This is a genomic window from Mycobacterium sp., assembly GCF_049673265.1.
Lineage (GTDB): Bacteria > Actinomycetota > Actinomycetes > Mycobacteriales > Mycobacteriaceae > Mycobacterium.
Genome location: NZ_JBATXN010000687.1, coordinates 15786 through 41268 on the forward strand (window position 1 = coordinate 15786; position 25483 = coordinate 41268).

Annotated in this window: 5 protein-coding genes; all 5 read right to left on the reverse strand. The window is 65.4% G+C overall.

What is annotated here, in order from left to right:
• Nucleotides 1–19 precede the first annotated feature (19 nt).
• Genes WBF82_RS23405 through WBF82_RS23425 form a run of 5 tightly spaced genes read right to left on the reverse strand, consistent with a single transcriptional unit; the run spans nt 20 to nt 25307 of the window.
• Entirely contained in the window at nt 20–4447 is a 4428-nt protein-coding gene (locus WBF82_RS23405; protein ID WP_424385312.1) for a type I polyketide synthase, read from the reverse strand.
• Nucleotides 4444–9849: a type I polyketide synthase gene (locus WBF82_RS23410; protein WP_424385313.1), complete on the reverse strand. Its 5406-nt coding sequence runs from the start codon at nt 9847–9849 to the stop codon at nt 4444–4446. Before WBF82_RS23410 ends, WBF82_RS23405 begins: the two co-directional genes overlap by 4 nt.
• A complete protein-coding gene (locus tag WBF82_RS23415; protein ID WP_424385314.1) occupies nt 9849–15227 on the reverse strand; it encodes a type I polyketide synthase in 5379 nt (1792 codons plus the stop codon). The genes WBF82_RS23410 and WBF82_RS23415 overlap by 1 nt, the downstream gene beginning before the upstream one ends.
• Before the next feature lie 5 nt (nt 15228–15232).
• Nucleotides 15233–19993 (reverse strand): SDR family NAD(P)-dependent oxidoreductase, encoded by a 4761-nt coding sequence (locus WBF82_RS23420; RefSeq protein ID WP_424385315.1) that lies wholly within the window; start codon nt 19991–19993, stop codon nt 15233–15235.
• 1 nt (nt 19994) lies between these two features.
• A complete protein-coding gene (locus tag WBF82_RS23425) occupies nt 19995–25307 on the reverse strand; it encodes a type I polyketide synthase (protein ID WP_424385316.1) in 5313 nt (1770 codons plus the stop codon).
• Nucleotides 25308–25483: the final 176 nt, after the last annotated feature.

Consider the following 25483-nt stretch of genomic DNA (forward strand, 5'->3'; position numbering starts at 1 on the left):
TGTTGTGCATCCGCCTTGGCTATCCCGGCGTATCGATCGACGACAAATCCACCAGGGCCATTTCATCGCCCTCAGCGTCCAATTCGTCCTCGGCGAGCGCCTCTCGGGTCAGCTCCATCAACGCTTTGGCGAAGCCGTCCGCAAGCGATTGCGCAGTGGACGATTCGACCCTGCGGCTGTCATGCCACCAATCCAGGTTCAGCACACCGGCGCCGCGATACACCCGAAATTCGATCGCGTGCCCGAGGCCGGGAATTGTGTCTCGCACCGGCATCGCGATGTCGGGGTCGAATTGGACAGGCGCGGCTTCGGACGGCAACGACGGCAGGTCAGGAATCGTGCCGACATAGGAAAAGTAGATGTCGGCTGGGCGCGCCGCACCCAATAACCGCGCGGTCGGTGCGTACAGGTAACGCAGCAGCCCGTAGCCGATTCCATAGTGCGGCACGGCATTCAGCCTGCTGTGCACGTCGTCGAGCAATTGCTTTGCGCTGGTTCCATCGCCCTTTGCGCAGTCGAGAGCAACCGGGTAGACGGTGGTGAACCAGCCAACCGTCCGGCGCAGGTCGACATCCGGTTTCAGCACTGACCGGCCCGGTCCGCCGATGTCGACGGCGACCGACCCGTCGCCGACCGCGGCCGCGATCGTGCGGGTCAGCGCGGCGAGCAGGATCTGTTCGATCGGCACCCGCAGCCGGCGGCGCGCGTCATCGATCTCGGTAGTTTCGGCGACTGTCAGCGCCGAGTGCAACCGCACCAGATCGGCTACGCCCGGGCCTTCGGTGATATCCCGGTTGGCCACCGGCAGGCTAGATGCCGTCGCAGTCTCCAACCAGAAGTCGCGGCTCTCAACGACTGCCGGATGGATGGCCAGCCCGGCGCAACGCTGAGACCACTCGGTCCACGGCGTGCTGACCGGTTCGAGCGCAATCTCGTCGCCTGCCAACCGCTGGCCGAACGCGGTGAAGATGTCGGCAAGCAGAGTTTCACGCGACGTGATGTCTGCGGCGATCGCGTGCACGCTGATAGCCAGGTAGCACGAACCCCCCTGAACGCCACGGACATACGTGGCGGTCAGCGGAGGGCTGATGAGGTCCTGTTCGCGGATCTGCTCGTTCAGTATGCCCAGCAGCGCTTCTCGCTCCTGTGCGCTTGCCGGCGAGACGTCGTCGGGAAGCGACCTGGTGGCCAGTTCGGCGAGTTCTTGTGGTTCGCTGACAACCTGCTCCCACGTGCCCGCGCGTTCCACGATTTGCAGCCGCAGCGCATCGTGGTGGTTGGTCACGGCCGTGAGCACTGAGCGGACGTCGTCAACTGACACGTCGGGCCGCAGCTGCAACAGCAGGGGCACGCGCCACTGTCCGCGTTCTTTCACTCCGCGCTCGAGGAAGTAGGAGATGTTCGGCGGGACAGGCGGATGCGTGACGTCACTAAGCGATTGACGCGCCAACCCGCCGGCGGCGTATCGGGCAGTCAGCGCTTTGGCGAGCGCGGCGATGGTTTGGTTTTCGTAGAGGTCTTGGGGCGTGAGGTCCAGCCCTTCATTGCCGGCGGTCATCGCCACGCTGATCGCGACCAGTGAGTCGCCACCGAGTTCGAAGAAGTTGGCCTTGCGATCGACCGAACCGATACCGAGGCACTGCCCCCAAATACGTTGCAAGGTCGCTTCCATCGGCGATTTGCCGTTGCTGGCCGCGCCGGCGGCGTCGGCTGCCGCGGTCCCGGCCGGCGTCGCTGCTCCATTGACCGCAGCCGTGTCGGCCACCCACCCGCCGTGCGGCCGGTGATCCACCCAATGCCGTTGGCGTTCAAACGGATAGCCGGCAATCGTCAGCAGCCGTGGCTGCTGACCGCCACGCAGTGGCGTCCAGTCGACCTCGACTCCCGAGGACCAAAGCTGCCCGAGCGCCAGCAGAAACGCGTCCCGGTCGTCACGGTTCTGGGCGTGATGGCGCATCAACCGAATGGCGTGGTGGCCTGTTGACCACTTAGGGTGCCGCATCGCCGAAGCGGTCAAGGTGCCGCCCGGGCCAACCTCAACCACGATCCGATCAGGATCGGTAAGCAACACGTCGATTTCGTCGGAGAAGCGGACCGTCGACCGGACCTGACGTGCCCACGTCGCGGCATTGGTGGCTTCGCTGGGGGCCAGCCAGGTGCCGGTGACGTTGGACAGCAACGGAATTTGCGGCTCGTGCAGGGTCAGTCGAGACAAAAAGCCGGTGAACTCCGGAATCATCGAATCCATCAACCGTGAGTGGAACGCATGCGATGTGCGGACCCGACGCGCGACGATCCCCTTTTCGGTGAGGCGTTCGCTGAACTTACGAATGTTCTCCTCAGATCCCGCAACCACGCAGCCGCCTGGCTCATTGATCGCCGCGACGTCGACATCGCCGGACAGGTGCTCGGCGATGGCATCGGGGCTCAGCGCTACCGCGACCATGACCCCGCGAGGCGCGGCGTGCATCAGGCGAGCCCGCATCGATACCACTTTGATGGCCGTGGCAATGTCGAAGACGCCCGCGATGGTGCCCGCGACATACTCGCCAATGCTGTGCCCTGCCAACGCTGCCGGGCGAATACCGTAGGTTTCGATCAGCTTTGCCAGCGCATACTCGACGGTGAACAGTGCGGGTTGGGTGCGGTCGGTGCGCTCCAAATTGCGGGCGGTCCCGTCGAAGATCTCCGCGCGCAGGTCAACGCCGAGTTCCTCGCCGAACCCCGCGGCGCACTGGTCGAAGTGCTCGGCAAAAACCGGCTCAGACTCGTAGAGTCCGCGTGCCATCCCGATGTGCTGAGCGCCTTGACCCGGAAACAGGAATACGACGCGATCGGAAACATCGGCCTTTGGCGCGGATTCGCCGATGAATATGTTGTCGTGCTCGGCAGCCTCCAACACCGCCGTCGCGTCCTGCTGGTCTTTGACGACCGCCGCGATACGAATGTTCTCTTTGCGGCGACGGGTAAGTGTGTACGCCACATCGGAGAGACTGACGTCGTCACCGGACAACTCGGCAGCCAATGCCGAACGCGACTGCTGCAGCGCCTCGGCGCTTCGGGCCGACATCAACAGCACCTGCGGACCGGGCTTGGGCGCCGAGACCGGGACCGATGGCGCCTCTTCAAGTACCACATGTGCGTTGGTGCCACCGACACCGAACGAGCTGACCCCGGCGCGCAGGATGCCGTCCCATTCCCACGGGCCGTATTCGCTGCGCACGACGAACGGCCCACGGTCGAGGTGCAATTCCGGGTTCGGGCTGGTGTAGTGCAGCGTCGGCGGAATTGCCCGATGCTCGAGGCACAGGATCGCCTTGATCAGGCTGGCGATCCCGGCGGCCGACTCCAGGTGACCGATATTGGACTTGACCGACCCGATGAAACATGGTGCAGCACGGTCCATTTCGGAAACAGCGAATGCCTGTCGCAGGCCTTCGATTTCAATCGGGTCACCCAACGGTGTGCCGGTTCCATGCGTCTCGATATAGCTCACAGTCGACGAGTCGACGTCGGCGATCGCCTGTGCCTCGGCGATGACGTCGGCCTGCCCGGCCGCGTTGGGAGCGGCATAGGTCATCTTCGTCGAGCCGTCGTTGTTCAGCGCCGATCCGCGAATGACGGCGTGAATCCGGTCGCCGTCATCGACGGCATCCTGCAGCGCCTTCAGCACCACCACGCCGACTCCGCTTCCGAAAATCGTGCCGTCGGAGCGGACGTCGAATGGCCGACAGTGGCCAGTCGGCGAGACCATCGATCCGGGGGCGTACCAGTACCCGACGTGGTGCGGGATACGCAGCGATGCGCCGCCGGCCAGTGCCATCTCACACTCGCCGTTCAGAATGCTCTGACACGCCAGGTGCAGCGCGACCAAGGCAGACGAGCAGGCCGTCTGCACCGAGAGCGCCGGCCCGCGCAGGTTGAACGCGTGCGCCACTTTGGTGGCCAGGTAATCCTTGTCGTTCTGCAACGACAGATTGACCATATCGAATGTAATGCCTTGTCCCATAACCACATTAGGGTCATGGTTGGACATGATGTTGTGCAGGAGGTACCCGCTGGTGGTACTCGTCGCGTACACGCCGACCGAGCCCTCTATTTCGGCAGGGTCGTAGCCCGCATCTTCGACCGCGTGAAACGCGGTCTGCAAAAAAAGGCGATGCTGCGGATCGGTCGAGCGCGCCACGTGCGGGGTGAAGCCGAAGAAGTCGGCGTCGAATTCGTCTATCCCGTCCAGCAATGCGGCACGCCGCACGTACGCGTGATTCGCCAATGCCTTCTCGGGGATGCCCTCGGCCAGCAGGTCGTCTTCGGCCAGCGTGACGATCGACTCCTCGCCACGGCGCAGGTTGTCCCAGAATGCCGACAGCGTGTTGGCACCAGGAAACCTGGCCGCCATGCCGACGACCGCAATCGCGTTGGGCGGCAGTTCGCTGTTGCTGGTCACACTCGATCTCCTACCTTCCGCCGAGCCGCGGCTCGCTGCCGGGCTGCGGCGCGTTGCTTGGCTCTGTCACGAACCGCGTTGCCGGTGTCGGCGGCCTTCTCGGTGTCAAGACCCAGTTGGCGGATGAGATCGGTCGTCAGCGCAGCCAACGACGCACCTTGTAGCAACAGGGCCACCGGCGGTTCCACGCCGAAGTCCCCCCGAACAGTGTTGCGGATTCGCACAGCCATAAGCGAATCCATTCCCAATTCGGTCAGCGGCTGATCGACGTCAATCGTGCTGTCTTTCGGATATCCCATGATGGCCAGGATGCGACCGCCCAGTCGTCCGAGGACGACCCGGTTGACTTCGGCGGCGTCCATCTCGCGCAACGCATCGGGTCCCGCCCAATCGTCGTCAGCGCTGTCGGTGTCGAGTTCCTCGGCCAACTTCGTGAAATAGCCGAGCTGGGCAATCTCCGGGAACGCAGCCGCGGCGCGGTCCAGCCGCAGGCGGGCCACCCCGATCCGGGTGGGCGCAGTGGCGAGGATGGCCTCCAGCGCCTCGATGCCTTCGGCCGGCGCGATGGGATCCAGCGCGCTGAACGTCAATGAGCGCGCGACACCGATGTCGGACCACTGGCCCCAATTGATCGTGGTGGCGGGCAAGCCAGATGCGCGACGCCAGTCGACCAGGCCATCGAGCCAGGCACTCGCTGCGGCGTAGGCGCCCTGTCCTGGGGCGCCCAGCAATGACGACGTCGACGAAAAGCCGACCCACCAGTCGAGTTCGCGCTCGGCGGTCGCGACATGCAGCCGCAGTGCGCCAATGGCTTTCGGCGCCCATACTCGTTCCAGGCTCTCCCTGGAGAGGCCGACGACGATTTGATCGTCCAGTACGACAGCGCTGTGCAAGAGGCCTCGCAACGCCAGCCCGGTCTCTTCCGCGGCGCTCACCAGCCGCTCGGCGACTCCGGGTGCGGCGATATCGCCAGACACCACAACGATTTGCGCTCGCTGCTCAAGGTCGGCGAGCATCGTTTGCGCCTCCTCGGACGGCGCGGACCGGCCGTTGAGGATGACGCGTCCGGCGCCGCTGTCGACCAGCCAACGGGCCATGGCCAAGCCAATCCCGCCGAGTCCGCCCGTAAGAATGTACGACCCGTCACGCCGAACGACCGCATCGAACTTAGCCTCACCGAGCGTCGCACGGGAAAGCCGCTTCGCATAACGATTTTCGCCGCGCCACGCGATGATGTCATCGGTGGAAGCCAGCCCGAGTTCGCCTGCCAGCGACATCAGGGTGTCGCCGGCGAGATCGACCAACGTGGTGCGAAGGTCGGGATGTTCGTAGGCGAGAACCCGGATCAACCCGGTCAGGCCGCTGATCGACGGGTCGCCCCGTTCTCCGTCGTTGACGGCCAGGCCGTCGCGGGAAACCAGCCACAGTCGCGGCGACTTGCCGTGCCACCCGCTGAGGATTGTGCGGACCGTCGAGGCGACGCCCCAGGCCAGGTCGCGGCCGTGCGCCGGCGCATCACCGGATTCGGTCCCGTCGAATGACTGCCGACCCGCGAAGATGACCACGCCGACCGGCGGGAGCTCGGGGTCTCCCGCGGCTTGCGAGAAGGCTTCGAGGACGGCCGATTCGTGTGAAAGCTCGGCGGTGATCACCCGTCGGGTCGCGGAGCCGAATCCGGCGATGAATTCCTTTGCAGCCGCCTCGGTCTCGGCACCGTCTGTCAGCACCAGCCAACTGCCCTCGGGCGCGGGCGCCGCAGCGTCGACGGGAGTCTCGACCCACTCGGTGTCAAAAATCTTCTGCGTCAGTGGCAGTGGCACACTGCGGCGTTGCACACGTTGCAGGTAGATGCCGGTGATCTCCGCGGTCGGTGTGCCGTTCTCGTCGGTCAATAGGACACGGCCCGTCAGCCCGGCACCGTCGCCGTCAGGGTTGACCAGCTCGGCGCGGCATCGGGCGCGACGCCCGACATCGCCGAACACCCGGATCTTCTCGAACGAAACCGGCAGATAAGTGGCCTCATTGGCGTCGGCCAGCGATTCGCTCGACATCGCGGCGGCCAGCCCCTGCAACGCCGCGTCCAGCAGCACCGGGTGGATGCGATAAGCACGATGCGCGGTCGCCTCGTCTGGCAGCACGATCTCGGTCTCCGACGAACCGCCTGCCCGGCGCACAATGCGAGTCAGGGCAGCAAACGCCTGCCCGTGATGCAAACCGGTGGTGCGTAACGCGGAGTACAGATCCGCCGGCGAAATCACGGTACCGGGATCTGTGAAAGTGGTTGGCGTGGCAGGTGCCTCGGGCTGCGCGACCTCGACGTGGGCAACGGCATGGCGGGTCCAGGCGCCGGCGGCCGAGCGGGAGTGGATTTCGATGCGAATGTCGTCGCCGTCTTCTGCGCCTCGGGAGAGCTGCGTCGTGAGAGGCGTTTGGGCGCCCAGCGGGAGCATCTGTTCGACTTCGACTCGGACGGTTACCGACTGCGCCGGCAGGCCGAGGGCTTCGCTGGCGGCCGCCAACGCTATTTCGCCGAAACCGGTTCCCGGCATGACCGGCTGACCATGCACCTTGTGGTCGGCCATCCAGGGCAGCGATTCGGTGCCGACATCGGCCTGCCACACATGATCGCGGCCGGAAGGCATCTCGACGTGGGTTCCCAGCAGCGGGTGAGTGCTGGCGGACTGCCGAGTTGCCGAAAATGGCGCCGCCCAATAGCGGGAATGCAACCACGGAGTCGGCGGAAGATCGACGAACTTTACTGTGCCGCTTGCCATCTGCGCGGATGTGACTGACGGCGGCCGAACCGTAGCCAACTGGGTGTGGAAGGCGAGCGTCTCTGGGTTATCCCGGTTCAACGTCGCCGCGACGTGGGCACCGCCGCGCGGCCGGGCCGATTCCAACGTGCCGTTAATGGCGTGGCTCAGCAGTGGGTGCGGGCTGACTTCGATGAAGAAGTGGTTCTGCGCAGCAGATGTCACCGCCTGGCTGAACCGCACCGGGTTACGCAGATTGACCACCCAGTAGTCGGCGTCGAATGCCGGTGCTACACCATTGGTTTGACCGACGGTGCTGATCAACGGGATCTTCGGCATCATCGGATTCAAACCCGCCAGCGCAGTGCGCAACTCGGGCAGGATCGGGTCAACCGTGGGGTGGTGCGAGGCCACGTCCACTTCGATGCGACGCGCCAACCGGCCCTGCGCATCCACCACCGCAACCACCGCGTCGACCTGCTCGGGCGGGCCGGCGATCACCGTCTGCTCCGGGGCGGCATACACCGCGACGGTGATATCCGGATAGTCGGCGATCAACTTCTCGACGGCCTCGGCATCCAGTTCGAGCAGCGCCATCGCGCCCTGACCGGACAGCCGCGACATCAGCTTCGACCGGGTCGAGATCACCTTCAAGCCATCAGCCGGGCTCAGCGCCCCGGCCACGACGGCCGCGGTCACCTCCCCCATCGAATGCCCGATCACCGCATCCGGTTGCACCCCATACGAGCGCCACAACGCGGTCAACGCCAACTGCATACCGACCAACGCCGGCTGGATACGCTCGATACCGACCACCGGCTCACCGGCAACCAGCACATCGCGCAGCGAAAAACCGGCTTGCGCAACGAAATCCGGCTCCAACTCGTCGATCGCGGCAGCGAAAGCGGGTTCGTCGGTCAACAACTGGCGGCCCATGCCGGCCCACTGTGAACCCTGGCCTGAATACAAAAACACCGTGCCTGATCCGCGTGGCGCCTCACGCGGGCCGACCACCCCCGGCGTCGGTTGCCCGGCGGCCAGTGCCCGCAGTCCCGCCACGGACTCGGCCCGATCGCGCGCGGACACCGTGGCGAATTTGTTGTGGTGGCTTCGGTAGTGGTTGACGGTGTGTGCGATATCTGCCAGCGGCACGCCGGCACCCTCATCGACCATCCAATCGGCGAGGGCCGTCGCCCACGACGCGATCCGTTGTTCCGTCTTGCCGTAAACCGCCAATGTCGTTATCGGCGAGGCATCGGCATGCGAGGCCGGCGCCGGATCCGGCCCTTGTTCGATCACGACGTGTGCGTTTGTGCCACCGATGCCGAACGACGACACGGCGGCCCGCCGCGGGCCTTCCTCGGCGGGCCATGGGCTGAGCTCAGTGGGGACGAACAGCCTCGTGGGTGACGGATCGATCGCCGGATTCCATTGCGAAAAGTTGAGATTGGGCGGTATCTGCGCCCGCTGCACCGACAACGCGGCCTTGATGAACCCGGCAATGCCGGCCGCAGCCTCCAAGTGGCCGAAGTTGGATTTCACCGCACCCAGGGCGCAGCGACTCTCGCCGCGCCCGTACTGATCGGCCAACGCTTCGAATTCGATCGGGTCGCCCAACGCGGTGCCGGTGCCGTGCGCCTCGATGAAGTTCACCGAGCCCGCGGTGACGTCGGCGCTGCGCAATGCGCGCGTGATGACGTCAACCTGGGCGATGGTGTTGGGCGCGGTCAGGCCATTGGACCGGCCGTCCTGGTTCACCGCCGAACCGCGCACAACGGCTAACACCCTGTCGCCGTCACGCACCGCGTCGGTGAGCCGCTTGAGCACCACCACCCCACAACCTTCGCCGCGGACGAAGCCATCGGCTCTGGAGTCAAAGGAGTGACACCGGCCCCGCGGAGACAGCATTCCCCACTTGGCCATGGCGATCTGAGTTTCCGGGCGCAAGATCAGACTGACCCCGCCGGCCAGGGCGAGGTCGCTTTCCCGCAATCGCAGGCTCTGGCAAGCCAGATGGATAGTGACCAGCGACGACGAACACGCGGAATCGATCGCAACCGCCGGACCGCGCAGCCCTAGCAGGTACGAGATGCGCCCGACCGCGACGGCGTGGGCGTTGCCCGTCGCGGAGTAGGCATCGATGGTGTCGGGGTTGGCCGCCGAAATCGTTTGATACTCACCGTAATACACGCCCATCATCACGGCGGCACGCACACCGGACAGTTTGTCTGTCGCGATCCCCGCGTGCTCGAGCGCTTCGTAGGCCACCTCCAGCATCAGCCGTTGCTGGGGGTCCATCGCTTCGGCCTCACGCGGGGAAATACCGAAGTAGTCGGCGTCGAAGCCGGCCACGTCGGACAAGAAGCCGCCCCACTTCGACGACATCCGGCCGGGCGCGAATTGGTCCGGGTCGTAATATTCGTCGGCATTCCAACGGTCAGAAGGGATTTCGCTGATGCCATCCCCGCCGTTAGCCAAGAAGTTCCAGTAACCCTGCGGTCCTACCGCACCACCGGGGAAACGGCAGCCGATCCCCACCACCGCCACCGGTTCGGCGGCGGCGATCCGCGAAGCCTTGTCGAACTGCTGCGTCAGCGCGTCCCGCTTGTCGGCGGGCATCGCCGAAACCCTGTCGAAGATCGTTCCCATTAAAAAATACCGCTCTCACTGCCCGCCGAAGCCGACTCCACCTGATCGAACAACTCATCCAACACCCCGCCGGGCGACTCCAGCTCAAGATCGTCGGTTTCGTCCGGCGCGACTTCTTGGGGTGCCAACAGGCCCACCACGTACGTCGCCAGTGACGAGATGGTCGGGTGGTTAAACAGCATATTCGCCGACAGGTCGATACCCACCAGCTTCTGAGTCTCTCGCAGGACCGTCATCGCCATCATCGAGTCCAGTCCCAGCTCGGGGAACGGCTGATCGGTGTTGATCGCTGACGCCGACATTCGCAATTCGCGGGCCAACATGCTCCGCAGCCTGGCCTCGAGTTCGCTGAGCCGGTCCTCGGCCGACAACTGCGACCAGTCCGGGGCGGAGACGTGCGCCTGGTCCCCGTCCACCATGGCCGGCCGTTGGTCGACGGTGACAACGTCGAACGCCTTGTCGAATTCGGCCACCACATTTTCGAAGTAGTTGAGTTCGCGGAACTCGGGGGTGGTGGCAAAGGCGCGATCAAGGCGCAGCCGTCCCACACCGACCCGAGCCAGCGCGCCGCCGACCAGCGACTCGAGCGCTTCGACGCCTTCGTCGGGAGTGATCGGATCGAGAACGCTGTAGGTCAGCGCGTGGCTCATCCCGACGTCGGACCACTGGCCCCAGTTGATCGCGGTCGCGGGCAGCCCCGATGCGCGTCGCCATGCCATCAACGCATCGAGCCACGCGTTGGCCGTCGCATACGCCAATTGACCGGGCAGACCCAGCAGGGTGGCCATCGAGGAGAAGCCAACCCACCAGTCGACCTCGCGGGTCGAAGTCGCGGCGTGCAGCCGCAATGCGCCGCCCACCTTCGGCGCCCACACCCGTTGCATGCCTTCGGAGGTGAGCGCAGTCACCAGACCATCACCGGTCACACCGGCCGCATGCACGACTCCGCGCAGTGGGCGTCCAGTCTCTTCGGCGGCCGCCACCAGCCGATCTGCTACTCCCGCCGAAGCGATATCTCCTGAGACAAAGACGATTTCGGTGTCGTGGCCAAGCTCGGCAAGAGCTTGTTGCTGAACATCTGACGGCTGGCTTCGGCCGTTGAGCACAATCCGCCCCGCACCGCGCTCGACAAGCCAACGGGTGACGACTGTGCCGAGCCCCCCCAGGCCGCCGGTGACGATGTATGACGCGTCGGGGTGAACAACCGCCTCCCGGCGGCCACCATCGAGCGCCGCGCGCGAGAGCCGTTCCACATATCGGCCGTCGCTACGCCACGCGATCACGTCATCGCCGGCGGGCGAACCGAGTTCGGTGAGCAACGCCGCGATCGACGACTCCGGATCGTTCGCTGTGCCCAGGTCGACCAGCGTGGTCCCGAGATCTGGCTCACCCGCCAGGACGCGCGCCGCTTCGCCGGGGAACCGCCAGTTACGAATGAGACCCTTAAGAGCACCGATTGCCGGATCACCCGGCTCATCATCGCGAACCGAAAGCCCGTCACGGGTTACCAGCCACAGCCGCGGCGGATGCCCCTTTCCACCGTCGGCGACGGCGTGCGCCGCAGCTGAGATTGCCCCGATCAACTCCTGGGCGCGCCGAAGCGCCCCGTCGGCGTCGGTACCGTCAAACGACGGCGATCCGAGGAACACGACCACACCTGCGGGCGAAAGCTTTTCATCCGCCGCGGTCTTAACGAAGGTCTCCACAACTGCCGACTCATCCGACAATGCGCCAGTGACGACCCGCCTGGTCGGTGAGCTCAGCCTGGCGGCGACGTCGGCCGCGAGCGCCGCTGTCTCGGCATCGGAATCGGCCAGAAGGAGCCAGCTACCGCCGGCCACCTGGTCGGTATCCGAACCAGTTGGCGGCGTCGAACTTTGCACCCACACAGCGTCGAAGATCTTCTGCTCCAACGGCAGCCGCAACGCTTCGACCGGTCGCAGCTCGAGATCGGTGAGCTCCGCCGTGACCGTCCCCGCGTCGTCGGTGAGAGCGATTCGGCCGCGGAAGTCGCCGGGCGCTTGCTCGACCAGATCGGCGTGACACCGGGCGCGGCGCCGACTCGGACCGAACACCCGGATCGACGCGACCGACACCGGCAGATACGACGTCGAACCGTCTGACGCGTCGACCGGGATGGCGGCAGCCAGCTGCCGCAACGCCGCATCGAGCAGCACCGGGTGAATGCAGTATTCGGGATGGTCCGCAGCGTCGTCGGGCAGCTCGATGTCGTGGCCCGACTCGGGGTCGCGCAGCTCGGCAGGTGCCTTCTGGTCGGTCACATCGATGTCGGCTACGGCATATCGGGACCACTTGCCGTCCGCCGAACTGGCATGGATCTCAACGCGATTCCCGTCAGCGCCGGAAGCGAACTGGGTGGTGACCCGCGTGTGGCCGTCCAAAACAAGCGCCTGCTCGATCTCGAGTCGGTTGACCCCGATCGCGTCGACGGGCTGGCCAAGGGCCTGGCGGCCCGCGGCCAACGCCATCTCGGCAAAGCCCGCCGCTGGCATGACGGCCCGGCCATGAACCATGTGGTCGGCCAGCCACGGAATTGTCTCGGTTCCAATGTCGGCCTGCCACACATGTTCACGGCCAGAAGGCATTTCAACGTGCACCCCGAGCAACGGGTGCACATCCGGCAGCCGCTGCACGCCGGATTTCTTCTCGACCCAATAGCTGGCATGCAGCCACGGCGACGGCGGAATGTCTGCGCGCCGAACCCCACCGGCCGTCGGGGTCACACCGAGAGTGGCGAGTTGAGTGTGGACCGAAAGAGTTTCGTCGTCGCCGCGCTTCATCGCCGAAGTGACGACAAATCGGTCGCTCGACGGCTCCGAGGCGAGCGTTTCGCCGATGGCGTGGGTGAGCAGTGGGTGCGGGCTGACTTCGACGAAGGTGGCGTGATTCTGCGCAGCGGCCGCCACTGCCTGGCTGAACCGCACGGGGTTACGGAGATTGACCACCCAGTAGTCGGCAGCAAACGCCGGTGCCGCGCCGTTGGTTTGGCCGACCGTGCTGATCAACGGAATCCGCGGCGCGGTCGGTGCCAGATCAGCCAGCGCAGTACGCAAGGCCGGCAAGATCGGATCGACGGTCGGATGGTGTGAGGCCACATCGACCTCGACGCGCCGGGCTAACAGACCTTGCGCGTCCACCACCGCGATCACCGCGTCGACCTGCTCCGGCGGTCCGGCGATCACGGTCTGCTGGGGGGCGGCATAGACCGCCACCGTGATGTCTGGATAGTCCGCGACCAACTTCTCGGCGTCCTCGGCCCCCAACTCGAGCAGCGCCATCGCGCCCTGCCCGGACAACTGCGACATCAACTTCGACCGGGTCGCGATGACTTTGAGTCCATCGGCCGGGCTCAGCGCGCCAGCCACGACGGCAGCAGTCACCTCGCCCATCGAATGCCCAATCACCGCATCCGGTTCCACTCCATACGAGCGCCACAACGCGGTCAACGCCAACTGCATACCCACCAACACCGGCTGGATCCGCTCGATGCCCACCACCGGCTCACCGGCAACCAGCACATCCCGCAGCGAAAACCCCGCCTGCGGGGCGAAAGCCGGCTCCAACTCGTCGACCGCCGCGGCAAACGCCGGCTCCTCGGTCAGCAACCGCTGGCCCATGCCCGGCCACTGCGAACCCTGACCCGAATACACAAATACCGTGCCCGACGCCAGGACTCGGGTGGCCTGTTCCACAACACCCGGCGCGGGCTCGCCGTCCGCCAACGCACGCAAGCCGGCCACCGCCTGGTCGCGATCACGCGCGCACACCGCGGCGAAGCTCTTGTAACGGGCGCGGTGTTGGTTGAAGGTCTGGGCGACATCGGCTAACGGGACGTCGGCGCCGGCGCCGGCCATCCAGTCGGCCAGCATCGCGGCCAACGGCGCGATCCGGACCGGGGTCTTCCCCGAGATCACCAAAGTTTGGACTACTGGTTCTGGTTGCAACGCAACAGGTTCCGTGGCGGGCGCCTGCTCGACGACCACGTGCGCGTTGGTGCCACTAACGCCGAACGACGACACCCCAGCGCGCCGGGGCCGTCCCACCTCCGGCCACTGCATCCCCTGCGGGGCGATGGTGAATCGCGATGCGCCCGCGCTGGCGTTGGGAGTCAACTGCTTGAAGTGCAGATGCGGCGGAATGTAGCCGTGGCCAAGGCTCAGCACGGTCTTGATGAACCCGGCGATACCGGCCGAGTTCTCCAAATGACCCATGTTGGTCTTCACCGAACCCAGTACCAGCGGAGCCGTGCGGTCCTGCTCAGGAAAAACCCGGTTCAACGCCTCGAGTTCGATCGGATCGCCCAACGCGGTGCCGGTGCCGTGCGCCTCGATGTAGTCGATCTCCGAGGGCTCCAGTCGCGCCGATGCCAAGGCCGCGCGCAGTACCGCCTGCTGGGCCGGCCCGCTGGGCACGGTCTGCCCGCTGCTTGGGCCATCCTGGTTGACGGCCGAACCGCGTACCACGGCCCACACCGAGTCCCCGTCGCGCAGCGCATCGCTGAGCCGCTTGAGCACGACCACTGCGCAACCCTCGCTGCGGACATAGCCATTGGCGGCTGCGTCAAAGGTCTTGCATTGACCGTCGGGGGCCAGCATTCCCCACCGCGAACAGGCGATGCTGTTTTCCGGACTCATGATCAGGTTGCTTCCGGCGGCCAACGCCTGATCACTTTCCCGCCGGCGCAGGCTTTGGCACGCCAGATGAATGGCGACCAGCGATGACGAGCACGCGGTATCGAGGACCACCGCCGGGCCGTGCACGCCCAGGAAATACGACAACCGACCCGCGGCGAAGTTAGACGCATTCCCGAACGGGAGATACGGGTCGAATTCTTCTGGGCGCACCCCTCCGGCGATGCTGAGCCAGTAGTAGTCGCTGGTCGTCAGGCCGACATAAATCCCGGTCTGCGTACTGCGAATGGCCTCTGGTGTGACGCCCGCGTTTTCCAGTGCCTCCCAAGCGACTTCGAGCAGCAGCCGATGCTGAGGATCCATCGCGACTGCCTCACGCGGAGAGATCCCGAAGAATTCGGCGTCGAATTGGTCGGGCTGCCAGGACGTCAGGAACCCGCCCTCACGGTTGCAGATCGTGCCAGGCCGGGTGTGGTCCTCGGAGTAGTACGCGTCGGCGTCCCAGCGGTCCGCAGGGACCCGGATGACGCCGCTCTGTCCATCCTTGAGGAACTGCCAGTACTCCGCGGGGGTATCCACCCCGCCGGGGAGCCGACACGCCATCCCCACCACGGCAATTGGCTCGGTATCAGCCTTTTCCGCGATCGCCAGGCGTGCAGTCAAATCGTCGATCTTGCGCAGCGCCTCGGTGATGATCGCCCGACGATCCGGCGATGCAGCAGTCATTGCGCTCAACCCAGCCTTTCGGAAAGTTCTTTGAGCAGGTCGTCATCACTGAGGTCTTGATAAGCGTCGACGCTCTCCTGATCGGCAACCTCGACCAGCTCCGGAAGGATCGTGGCCAAGTGGTCGGCGAGCGCCTCCACCGTCGGGTAGTCGAACACCACCGACGCGGGTAGCGACTCGCCCAGGCTGTCGGAAAGGGCACGCTGAAGCGTCACACTCATCAGCGAGTCCATCCCGGACTGGAAGAAACCCATCAACGGGTCCAGCAGCTGCGGTGACGCCAACCCCATCGCCGCGACCACCTGCGCGGCGACGTGATCAACCAGCAGGCTGCGCCGGCGTTCCGGTTCGCAGTCCCGCAACGTTTCCCGGAACTCGGTGACCAGCGTCGATAACGTCGGCCCCGCGGTCTCGGTCGGCAGCAGCTCGTCCACGACGCGTAGCGCCGCACGGGTACTGCGGTACGCCGTGGCGAGCCGGGCCCAGTCGGCCGCGACGATCGTGGAGCGCACCGGCGTGCCGGGACCAGTGACCCACGGCAGCGCCTGGATAGCGACATCATCGGGCAGAGGCTCAAGACCGGAATCGAGAGTCACCTGCCGTTCGGCATCGGATTGGCTATCGGACAATGATTTCCAGAGCCCCCAGTTAATTGCGGTAGCCGGAAGTCCAGCCGCTCGGCGGGCGAACGCGAACGTGTCCAGGAATGTCGTGGTGGCCGCATAGTGGGCCAGCCAGCGCGAGCCGGTCACTCCGGAAATCGACGAGAACAGCACGAACTGGCGCACCGGGTGACGCACGGACAGCTTATGCAGCAACGCCACCACATCCAGTTTCGGCCGGAACATCGCGGTGACATCGTCATCGGTCATGTCGCGCAAGGTGATCGGCCCGCCCGCGAATGCCGCCCCGTAGATGCCGCCCAGCGGTGGAAGATCTGCGCCGAAGCGGTCGAACATCGCACTCATCGCGGTTTCATCAGCCGCGTCAGCAGCCACCGTCACCAAGGTGGTGCCGGTCGCCGACAGTTCGGCAGCCAACTCGTCCAACAGTGAACCGGGATTGCGGGACACCGCGACGACGGTGCCGGCCCCGGCGGCTGCAAGTTGCCGAATCAGATACGGCCCGATGTTCCCGGTTGCGCCGATGACCAGATAGCTACTGTCGCTGTCCAATTCAGCCGGGGCCGCCGCCGGCAGGTGACGGCTTTGCAGTCGTGGGACACGACGAACGCCAGCCCGGTATACGACCTGATCTTCTCCGTCGCCGCCGTGAGCTTCGTCGACCACATATCGGGCGGCCAAGCCGGCGGGCACCGATTCGTCGACATCGATGATGCCGCCCCAGATTTCGGGATGCTCCAGTGCCAGCGTGCGACCCAATCCCCATAGCACCGCCTGGCCGGGGTTGGCCCGATCGCCCTCATCGACAGGCTGGGCATTGCGGGTGAGCAGAAACAGCCGCGGCCCCACCCCCATCGCGGTCACCGCTGCGGTCAGCTTTCGCGCAGCGTTGAACAACGCATATCCCGATTCGGCGTCGAAATGGTCAGAAAGCACAGGGGGTGCGTAGAGCACATGCGTGGCTCCGGCGAGGGCGTCGGTGATCGCTTCAACCTCGCCGGCTTCGGCCAGCAGTGACGCGGGCAGCACCGTCACGTCAGACCCGTCACCGAGAACATGGCCGAGTTCGGCGCCAAGCTCGGAATCGGTGATCACCATCCACGAGCTATCCGCGTCTGCCCGCTCTGCGGACAATGCCCCCGCCGGCCAGGCCAGCTGGCTGTACCACTGCGACGGAATCGGTCCATCGACGACCTGGCCGTTCGAAATGCCGGCATGCACAACATGTTTGGCCGGAGCCGATGGCCTAACCGTGGTCCAGTGTTTGCTGTGGTGCCAGGGGGTGGTGGGCAGTACCGGTGCCGGTTCTGCCGGGTGGTGCGTCTCCGGCGGCTGGCTGGTGTGGACGGCGTTGACGTTGGTATGGAAAGTGACCGTGTCATCACCGTCGCGCCACAACGTCCCGACCGCGTGGTGATGGGTCACCGATTCCAGCGTGTCGCTGACGGCGTGGGTCAAGATCGGGTGAGCGCTGACCTCGACGAAGGTGCCGTGGTCTTCGGCGGCTGCGGTAATGGCCTGGGTCAGCAGCGCCGGCTGGCGCACATTGGCCACCCAGTACTCGGCATCCAAGACCGGCGACGTGGTGCCTTCCACGACGGTCGAAATGAATGGAATCGCCGGCATCGAGGGCACCAGATCCGCCAGCGCAGAGCGCAGCTCAGGCAAGATCGGATCCATCAACGCGGTATGCGAGGCGACCTCCATGTTGACCCGACGCGCGAACTTGTTCTGCGCGCTCACCGCGGCGATCACCGCATCGACCGGAGCCACCGGCCCAGCGATCACCGTCTGCTGCGGTGAGACATAGCCCGCCACACTGACATTGGGATAGTCGGCAATCAACGCCGCGGTAGTCTCGGCGTCCAGTTTGAGTAGTCCCACCGCACCTTGCCCCGCGAGCTGCGACATCAGCCGCGAGCGGATAGCGATCACCCGTAGTCCGTCGGCCACCGTCAGCGCCCCGGCCACCACCGCGGCGGTGACTTCACCCATCGAATGACCGATCACGGCATCCGGGTGCACTCCATACGAGCGCCACAATTCGGTCAGCGCAAGTTGCAAACCCATCAGCACCGGTTGCACTTGCGCATCGCCGCTCACCGGCTCGCCGCCGGCGATCACTTGTTGCAGCGAAAACCCAACGTGGGAAACGAAATCGTGCTCCAGATCGGCGATGGCCTCGGCGAACACCGGCTCGTCGGCAAGCAATTGGCGGCCCATGCCCGCCCAGTGCGAGCCCTGACCCGAGTACACGAACACCGTGCCGGGATTGCACGGGCCGTCGTGCGGACCCACGACTCCCTCGGCATGCCGACCGTCGGCCAGCGCTCGCAGACCGGTGATCGCGTCAGCGCGATCGCGGGCGCAAACCGTGGCGAAGTGAGCGTGTCGTTCTCGGTGGTGATTGAGCCCGTGGGCCACATCGGCCAACCGAACTGCGGAACCTGCATCGCCCATCCACTCGGCCAGCGCCCCGGCCATCGATGCAATCCGCTCGGGCGTCTTGCCCGACACCACCAAGGTGGTCGCAACCGGATCGGTTTCACGCAGAACGGGGACTGCCGCAGGAGCCTGCTCGATCACCGCATGTGCATTGGTGCCGCCGAACCCGAACGACGACACACCGGCCCGCCGTGGGTGCGGTGTGTGCGGCCAATTGCGTTGTTCAGCAACCACTTTCAGATGTAGCTGATCGAACGGGATATGCGGGTTCGGGTTGTGGAAGTGCAAATTCGCCGGAATACTCGCCCGCTGCACGGCGAGCACCGCCTTGATCAGACCGGCCATCCCAGCAGCTGCCTCGAGATGCCCGAGGTTCGACTTCGCCGTGCCGATCAACAAAGGCGACTGCTCCGGACGGCCCTTGCCCAAAACGGTGCCGAGCGCACGCGCCTCGATGGGATCCCCAAGCAGAGTCCCCGTGCCATGGGCCTCGACATAATCCACTTCGTGCGGCGGCACTCCCGCATTGGCGTACGCAGCGCGCAGTACCGCCATCTGGGCGGCGGGATTCGGGGCCAACAGGCCGTTGGACCGACCGTCCTGGTTGACGGCTGAACCCCGCACCAACGCCAGTACCCGGTCTCCGTCGTGCAATGCATCGCTGAGTCGCTTGAGCACCACGACACCGCAGCCCTCGCCACGGACGAACCCGTCAGCCTCGGCGTCGAACGCATGGCACGCACCGGTTGGCGACAATGCACCGGTTTGATCAAAGGCACGAAAAACGCCGGGCGCCAATAGCAAATTCACGCCAGCCGCAAGCGCCACATCCGAATCCCCGATCCGCAAACTCTGGCACGCCAGGTGCAAAGCGACGATCGACGATGAACAAGCAGTATCCACCGTCAACGACGGTCCACGCAGGTCCAGGAAGTACGACAGCCGATTGGCGATGATGCTCAGCGCGCCGCCGGCGTTACTCCACGCGTCGATGCCGGGGAGATCGAGGCCTGCGAGGTATCCGTAGTCGGTGTAGCACGCGCCGGCGAAGACCCCGGTCGGCGAGCGCCGCAGCGAACTCGGCGGAATTCCGGCGTGTTCCAATGCCTCCCACGCGACTTCCAGTAGCAGACGCTGCTGGGGGTCCATCTTGACGGCTTCGCGGCTTGAGATTTCAAAGAAATCCGCGTCAAAGTCGTCGACGTCGGCTAAGAACGACCCCGAACGAGTAGTGCGGGCCAACGCCGCCGCGACCTCAGGGGAGCCGTCGTCGAACGGCGCCCACCGTTCCGGCGGCAGCTCTCCCACCGCGGACCGACCTTCAGACAAGAACTGCCAGTAGTCCTCCGGTCCGTGGATCCCACCGGGGAATCGGCATCCCAGGCCGATGATCGCGATTGGCTCGTCCATGCGGCTTCGATGCTCGGCCTCGAGAGCCGGCTCGGCGTCGGATGGCGACCCGCTGAGGAACTGCGCCAAGTCGGCGATCGACGGGTGCTCCCAGAATTCCACCGGCGAAACTTTCCGACCGAGCAGCTCGGAGAGCTCACCGGACAGCACGACCGCGTCGCGCGAGCCCAAACCAAGATCGCTCATGGACGCGTCAAAGTCGATCTCGTAGGGACTCACACCCACGTTGGTCACCAGGTAGTCGGCCAGCCAGTGCCGAAGGGTCTCTTCGTCGAAAGGCGCGGTCATATCAGATACCCCTCTCACTACCAGCCGGCGCCGACTCCACGCTGTCGAACAGGTCGTCCAAAACACTGCTGTCCGTGCCGCGCAGCGCGTCGACGTCGTTGTCCGAATCTGTCTGCGGTAGAAGCTTCTTGGCCAGATGCTCGGCTAACGTAAGGATTGTCGGATAGTTGAAAAGCATCGTCGCTGACAGCTCGATGCCGACGAACTGCTCGGTGTCTCGGCGAACCGACATTGCCATCACCGAGTTGAGGCCCAGCTCCGCAAACGGCAGGTCCAGTGCGAGCTCGGCTTCCGGCATTTGCAGTTCACGGGCAAGGATGGTTCGCAGCCCGGCCTCGAGTTCGCGCAGGACCTCCTCGGCGGGCATTTCCGACCATCTCGGGGATATCGCCGGCGCGTCTTCCGCCGCCGGTGCGTCGGACGACGGCAGAGGAGCCATCACGGCTTGAGCGACGTCGTAGCGCTCCAGGTACTCCCATGCCGCGAAGGCTTCGTCCGGGGTGACGGGCCGTGAGCCCAAGCGCTCGAGTTCCTGCATCGCGATTTGAGCGTCCGTGCCGAACCCGAGTCCCCGCCAGACCACCCAATCCAAGCTGACAGTGTGGCAGCCCTGGCGGTGACGCGCGTGGGCCAGCCCGTCCAGGTAGGCATTGGCCGCGGCGTAGGCGCCCTGCCCAGGGACACCGAACACCGCCCCGGCCGCGGCAGTCATGAACAAGAAGTCGAGGCTACCGGGCGGGAAAACCTCGTGCAACGCCTGCGCACCGGCGATTTTCGGCGACATGGTGTGGCGAAGACGGCTCTCGGTAACCTCGGTCAAAAGTTGGGCGTCGGTGATTCCGGCAGCGTGGACGACGCCGCGGATCAGCGGGGCGCCGTCGGCGTCCCGCTTGGCAACAAGCTCTCGCACCGCATCAGGCGAACCCACGTCGAGGGCCACCGCATCCACCGTTACCCCCCGCGATTCCAGCGCGCGGATAGCGGCGATCTTGCGCCTCGTGTCGGCGTCAGCGATGTCGTCCCACTCACGACGTGGTGGCAGCGGCGTGCGGCCGGCCAGTATCACACGACGCGCGCCACGATCCGCGAGCCAACCTGCGATCAGCAGACCCAGCGCACCCATGCCGCCGGTGACCAGGTAAGCCGCGTCCGGGCGGCACCGCAGCGGCTCGCGGGCCGGCTCCCCGGAGATCGGCGCCATCACCTGCGTGAGGAATTCGCCGTCGCGCAGCGCCAGGATGGACTTGGTCGGCGTCCGCAGGATCGTGGATAGCGGCACTACCCAATCAACGAGGTTTACTCCGTCCGGCACGTCGATCAGGCCGCCCCACAACTGCGGCTGCTCGGCCCGGATGACCCCCGCGGTCCCCCAGAGGCAACTTTGCCGCACGGCCGTGGCGGAGGAACCCTCCCGAACGCCGCGGGTGACGATCCACAACGTGACCGGCTGGTCATCGTCGCGCTTGGCGAGCCTTCGGACCAGATCGGCCACTTCGGTCGACAGCCGAACCGCGCAGTCGAGATCGGTAGTATCCGAACCGGATTCCGCTACATACAGCACGTAGCGCGCCTCAGCGGCATCGGCCGACGGGTAACCAGCATCGGCCAGCCGATCACGCAAAGTGCCGACCATGCTTTCGTCACCGAGCACCGCGATGGTGGCCAATCCATCTGATGAGTCGGCACCACCCTCGGCCCGGAAGGGTTGCCAATCGATCGCGTGCACCATCGTCGACGGGTCGTCGTTGGCCGACGCCGCCATATTCGAGTCCACCACTGCGTAGCGAAGTCCCTGGACTTCGATGCAGGTGCTGCCGTCCGGCGCCGTTACCGCAAGGTCGACGATCAGCTCGTCGTCGTTGCCGCCGCGCCGATGCACCTCGATGTGTCCATGCTGCTCAACAAGTTCGGCTTCAAACCGGACACTTGCTGCCGCGGCCGGAATCATCAGCCGCGGGTTGTCGCTGTCCAGCAGCCGGGCGAGGTGGATGGCGGCATCGAGCAGCGCGACCGCCGAGGGTGTAGACAGCTCGACCTCGGCATCCAATCGATCGGCCGACGACCGGCAGGAGCGGACCGACCACTCGAACGGCCGCCCTTCGCTGCCCCAGGTCCGCCACAGCGACGTAACCGACTCGTCGACGAACTCGGTGTCCGCCGTGTCAACGGCGTGCAGGGACTGGCGTGCCGCCGCCTGGTCGGGCAGCTCGCGAGAGATTCGGGCATGGCAGTGCTTGACCCACCGTTGCGCGGTGCTCTCGGCGCCGGCACTCGCGGAACTCGATGACACCGTGACCGATTGGCCGTCGGCAACCACCTGGATCACCCGCGGTTCGTCGACGACGATCGGATATTCGAATCGGACGTCGGAGGTTATCCATGTCCCATATTCAGCGGCCGCGGCCGAAAGCGTCTGCAACAGAACCGATATCGGAACTATCTCGACACCATTGTTGTGATGAGATCCCGGATACGGCTTGTTGGCCGGGGTCAGCCGCGCCTGCCACATATGCGTTGGCGGCGTGGTGGTGACGGCGATGTGCTCACCGAGCAGGGTGCCGGGCTTGGGCGCGGATTCGGCTGCTTTGACGTAATTCTCGGCGCTGATCCAGTGCTGGGTGTGGTGCCAAGGCGCGCTGGGCAGCACCGGATGCGGCTCGGGCGGATGCGGCACCTGCGGGGGACGGAAGACACAAGTGCTGTTGAAGTTGGTGTGGAAGCTGACCGTGTCATCACCATCGCGCGTCAGCGTTCCGATGCTGTGATGATGAGTGGATTCCAGCGTTTCGGTCACGGCGTGCGCCAGCGTGGGATGTGGGCTGACTTCGATGAAAGTCGCGTGCTGCTCGGCCGCGGTGGCGATGGCTTGGTGTAGCCGCACCGGCTGACGCACATTGGCGACCCAGTACTGTGCATCCAAAGGCGGCAGTGCGGCACCGTCGCCGTCGACGATGGTGGAGATGAAGGGAATCGTCGGCGCCTTGGGCGCCAGATCCGAAAGCGCCGAGCGCAATTCGGCCAAGATGGGATCCATCAGTGCGGTATGCGAGGCGACTTCCATGTTCACTCGCTTCGCGAATCGTTCTTGTGCCGTTACCGCGGCGATCACCACATCAACCTGCGTCACCGACCCGGCGACCACGGTCTGGCGCGGCGAGAGGTAACCCGCCAAACTCACTTCGGGATAGTCGACGATTAGCTTTTCGGCCGCGTTGGCGTCAAGCTCCAGCAGCGCCACGGCCCCTTGGCCGGCCAGCCGCGACATCAAGCGCGACCGGATCGCGATAACCCGCAGCCCCTCAGCCGGGCTCAGCGCCCCGGCAACTACCGCCGCGGTCACCTCTCCCATCGAATGCCCAATCACCGCATCGGGTTCCACGCCATACGAGCGCCACAAGGCCGTCAACGCCAACTGCAAACCCATCAACACCGGCTGCACCCGCGCGTCGCCGGCCACTGGCTGGCCCTCAGCGAGCACCTGCCGCAGCGAAAATCCGACGTGCTCGACGAACAACGGCTCCAACTCGTCCACCGCAGCGGCGAAAGTCGGCTCATCCGTTAACAATTGCCGGCCCATGCCCGCCCACTGCGAGCCCTGACCCGAATACACGAAGACGGTGCCCGGTTTACACAACCCGGCGTGGGCGCCCACCACACCGACTGCTGATTCACCGTTCGCCAACGCCTGCAGGCCAGCGACGGCCTGGGCACGATCGCGCGCGCAGACCGTGGCGAAAACCTTGTGGTGGGTGCGGTGATGGTTAAGGGTGTGGGCGACATCAGCCAGTGAAGCGCCGGCGCCGTCGGCGATCATCCAGTCGGCGAGCATCGCGGCCGTCGAGGCGATCCGTGCGCGGGTCTTCCCTGAGATCACCAAGGTGGTCAGCACCGGTTCCGGTTGCGCGGCCGCCGGCTCGGCGGCCGGGGCCTCCTCGATCACCACGTGCGCGTTGGTTCCACTGACGCCGAATGACGAAACTGCCGCCCGTCGGGCGCGCGCCACGCCGGGCCATTGCATGCCCTGATCGGCGATTGTGAACCGGGAAGCGCCCTCGACCGCATTCGGAGTCAGCTGCTTGAAGTGCAGATGCCGCGGGATGTAGCCATGCTGCACGGTCAACACAGTCTTGATAAACCCGGCGATCCCGGCCGCTGATTCCAGATGACCCAGGTTTGTCTTCACTGAACCCAACACCAGCGGCGCCGAGCCGTTCCGGTCGCCGAAGATGTTGCTCAACGCCCCCAACTCGATCGGATCACCCAACGCGGTGCCGGTGCCGTGCGCCTCGATGTAGTCAATCTCCCAAGGCTCCAACCGTGCGGCCGCCAGCGCGGCACGCATCACAGCTTGCTGGGCCGGTCCGCTGGGCACCGTCTGCCCGCTGCTGGGACCATCCTGGTTGACCGCCGAACCACGCACCACAGCCGACACCGAATCCCCGTCGCGCAGCGCATCGCTGAGCCGCTTGAGCACGACCACTCCGCAACCCTCGCTGCGGACATAGCCGTCCGCATCTGCATCGAAGGTTTTGCACCGGCCGTCGGGAGCCAACATTCCCCACCGCGAGGTGGCGACGCTGTTTTCCGGGCTCAGCATCAGGTTGACCCCGGCGGCCAACGCCTGGTCGCTTTCGCGTCGGCGCAGGCTTTGACATGCCAAATGAATGCTGACCAGCGACGACGAGCACGCGGTGTCGACTACGACCGCCGGGCCGTGCACACCCAGGAAATAGGACAACCGCCCGGCGGCGAAGTTCGCCGCGTTCCCGAACGGAAGGTGTGGGTCGACCTGGTCTGGCGGCAACTTGCCGGCCAAGGTCAGCGTGTAGTCATTGGTGGTCATCCCGACGAAGACCGAAGTTTGCGTGCCGCGGATCATCTGTGCGGTGACGCCCGCGTTTTCTAATGCCTCCCAGCTGACTTCGAGCAACAGCCGCTGCTGAGGATCCATTGCGGCTGCCTCGCGCGGTGAGATGCCGAAGAACTCAGCGTCGAATTCGTCGGGTCGCCACGACGTGAGGAAACCGCCCTCAGGGCAGCAGATCGTGCCCGGCACGGAGTGGTCGTCGGAGTAGAAGGCGTCGGCGTCCCAACGCTCCGCGGGCACCCGCACGATGCCGCTGGCGCCGTCTTGCAGCAACCGCCAGTACTGGGTTGTGTTGTTCGCCCCACCTGGAAAACGGCAGCCCATCCCCACCACGGCGATCGGCTCGGTGTCGCCCTTTTGAGCAATTTCCAGCTGCGCCGTTAGATCATCGATCTTGCGCAACGCCTCGGTGATGATCGCACGACGATCCGGCGGCGCACCAGTCATCGCGCTCCCCCCAATCTGCCAGAAAGCTCTGCGAGGTACTCAGCCCCGCCCCGAGATGTCATCCGGTCTTGTTCCGGCGCCCGGCGCGCTCCTTTAGCACAGCGGGTGCAAAACATTCGGTTGATGGCATTGGCTTTACTCTCGCTGAGTGTAAAGCCGTCTGAAGACCACTAGTC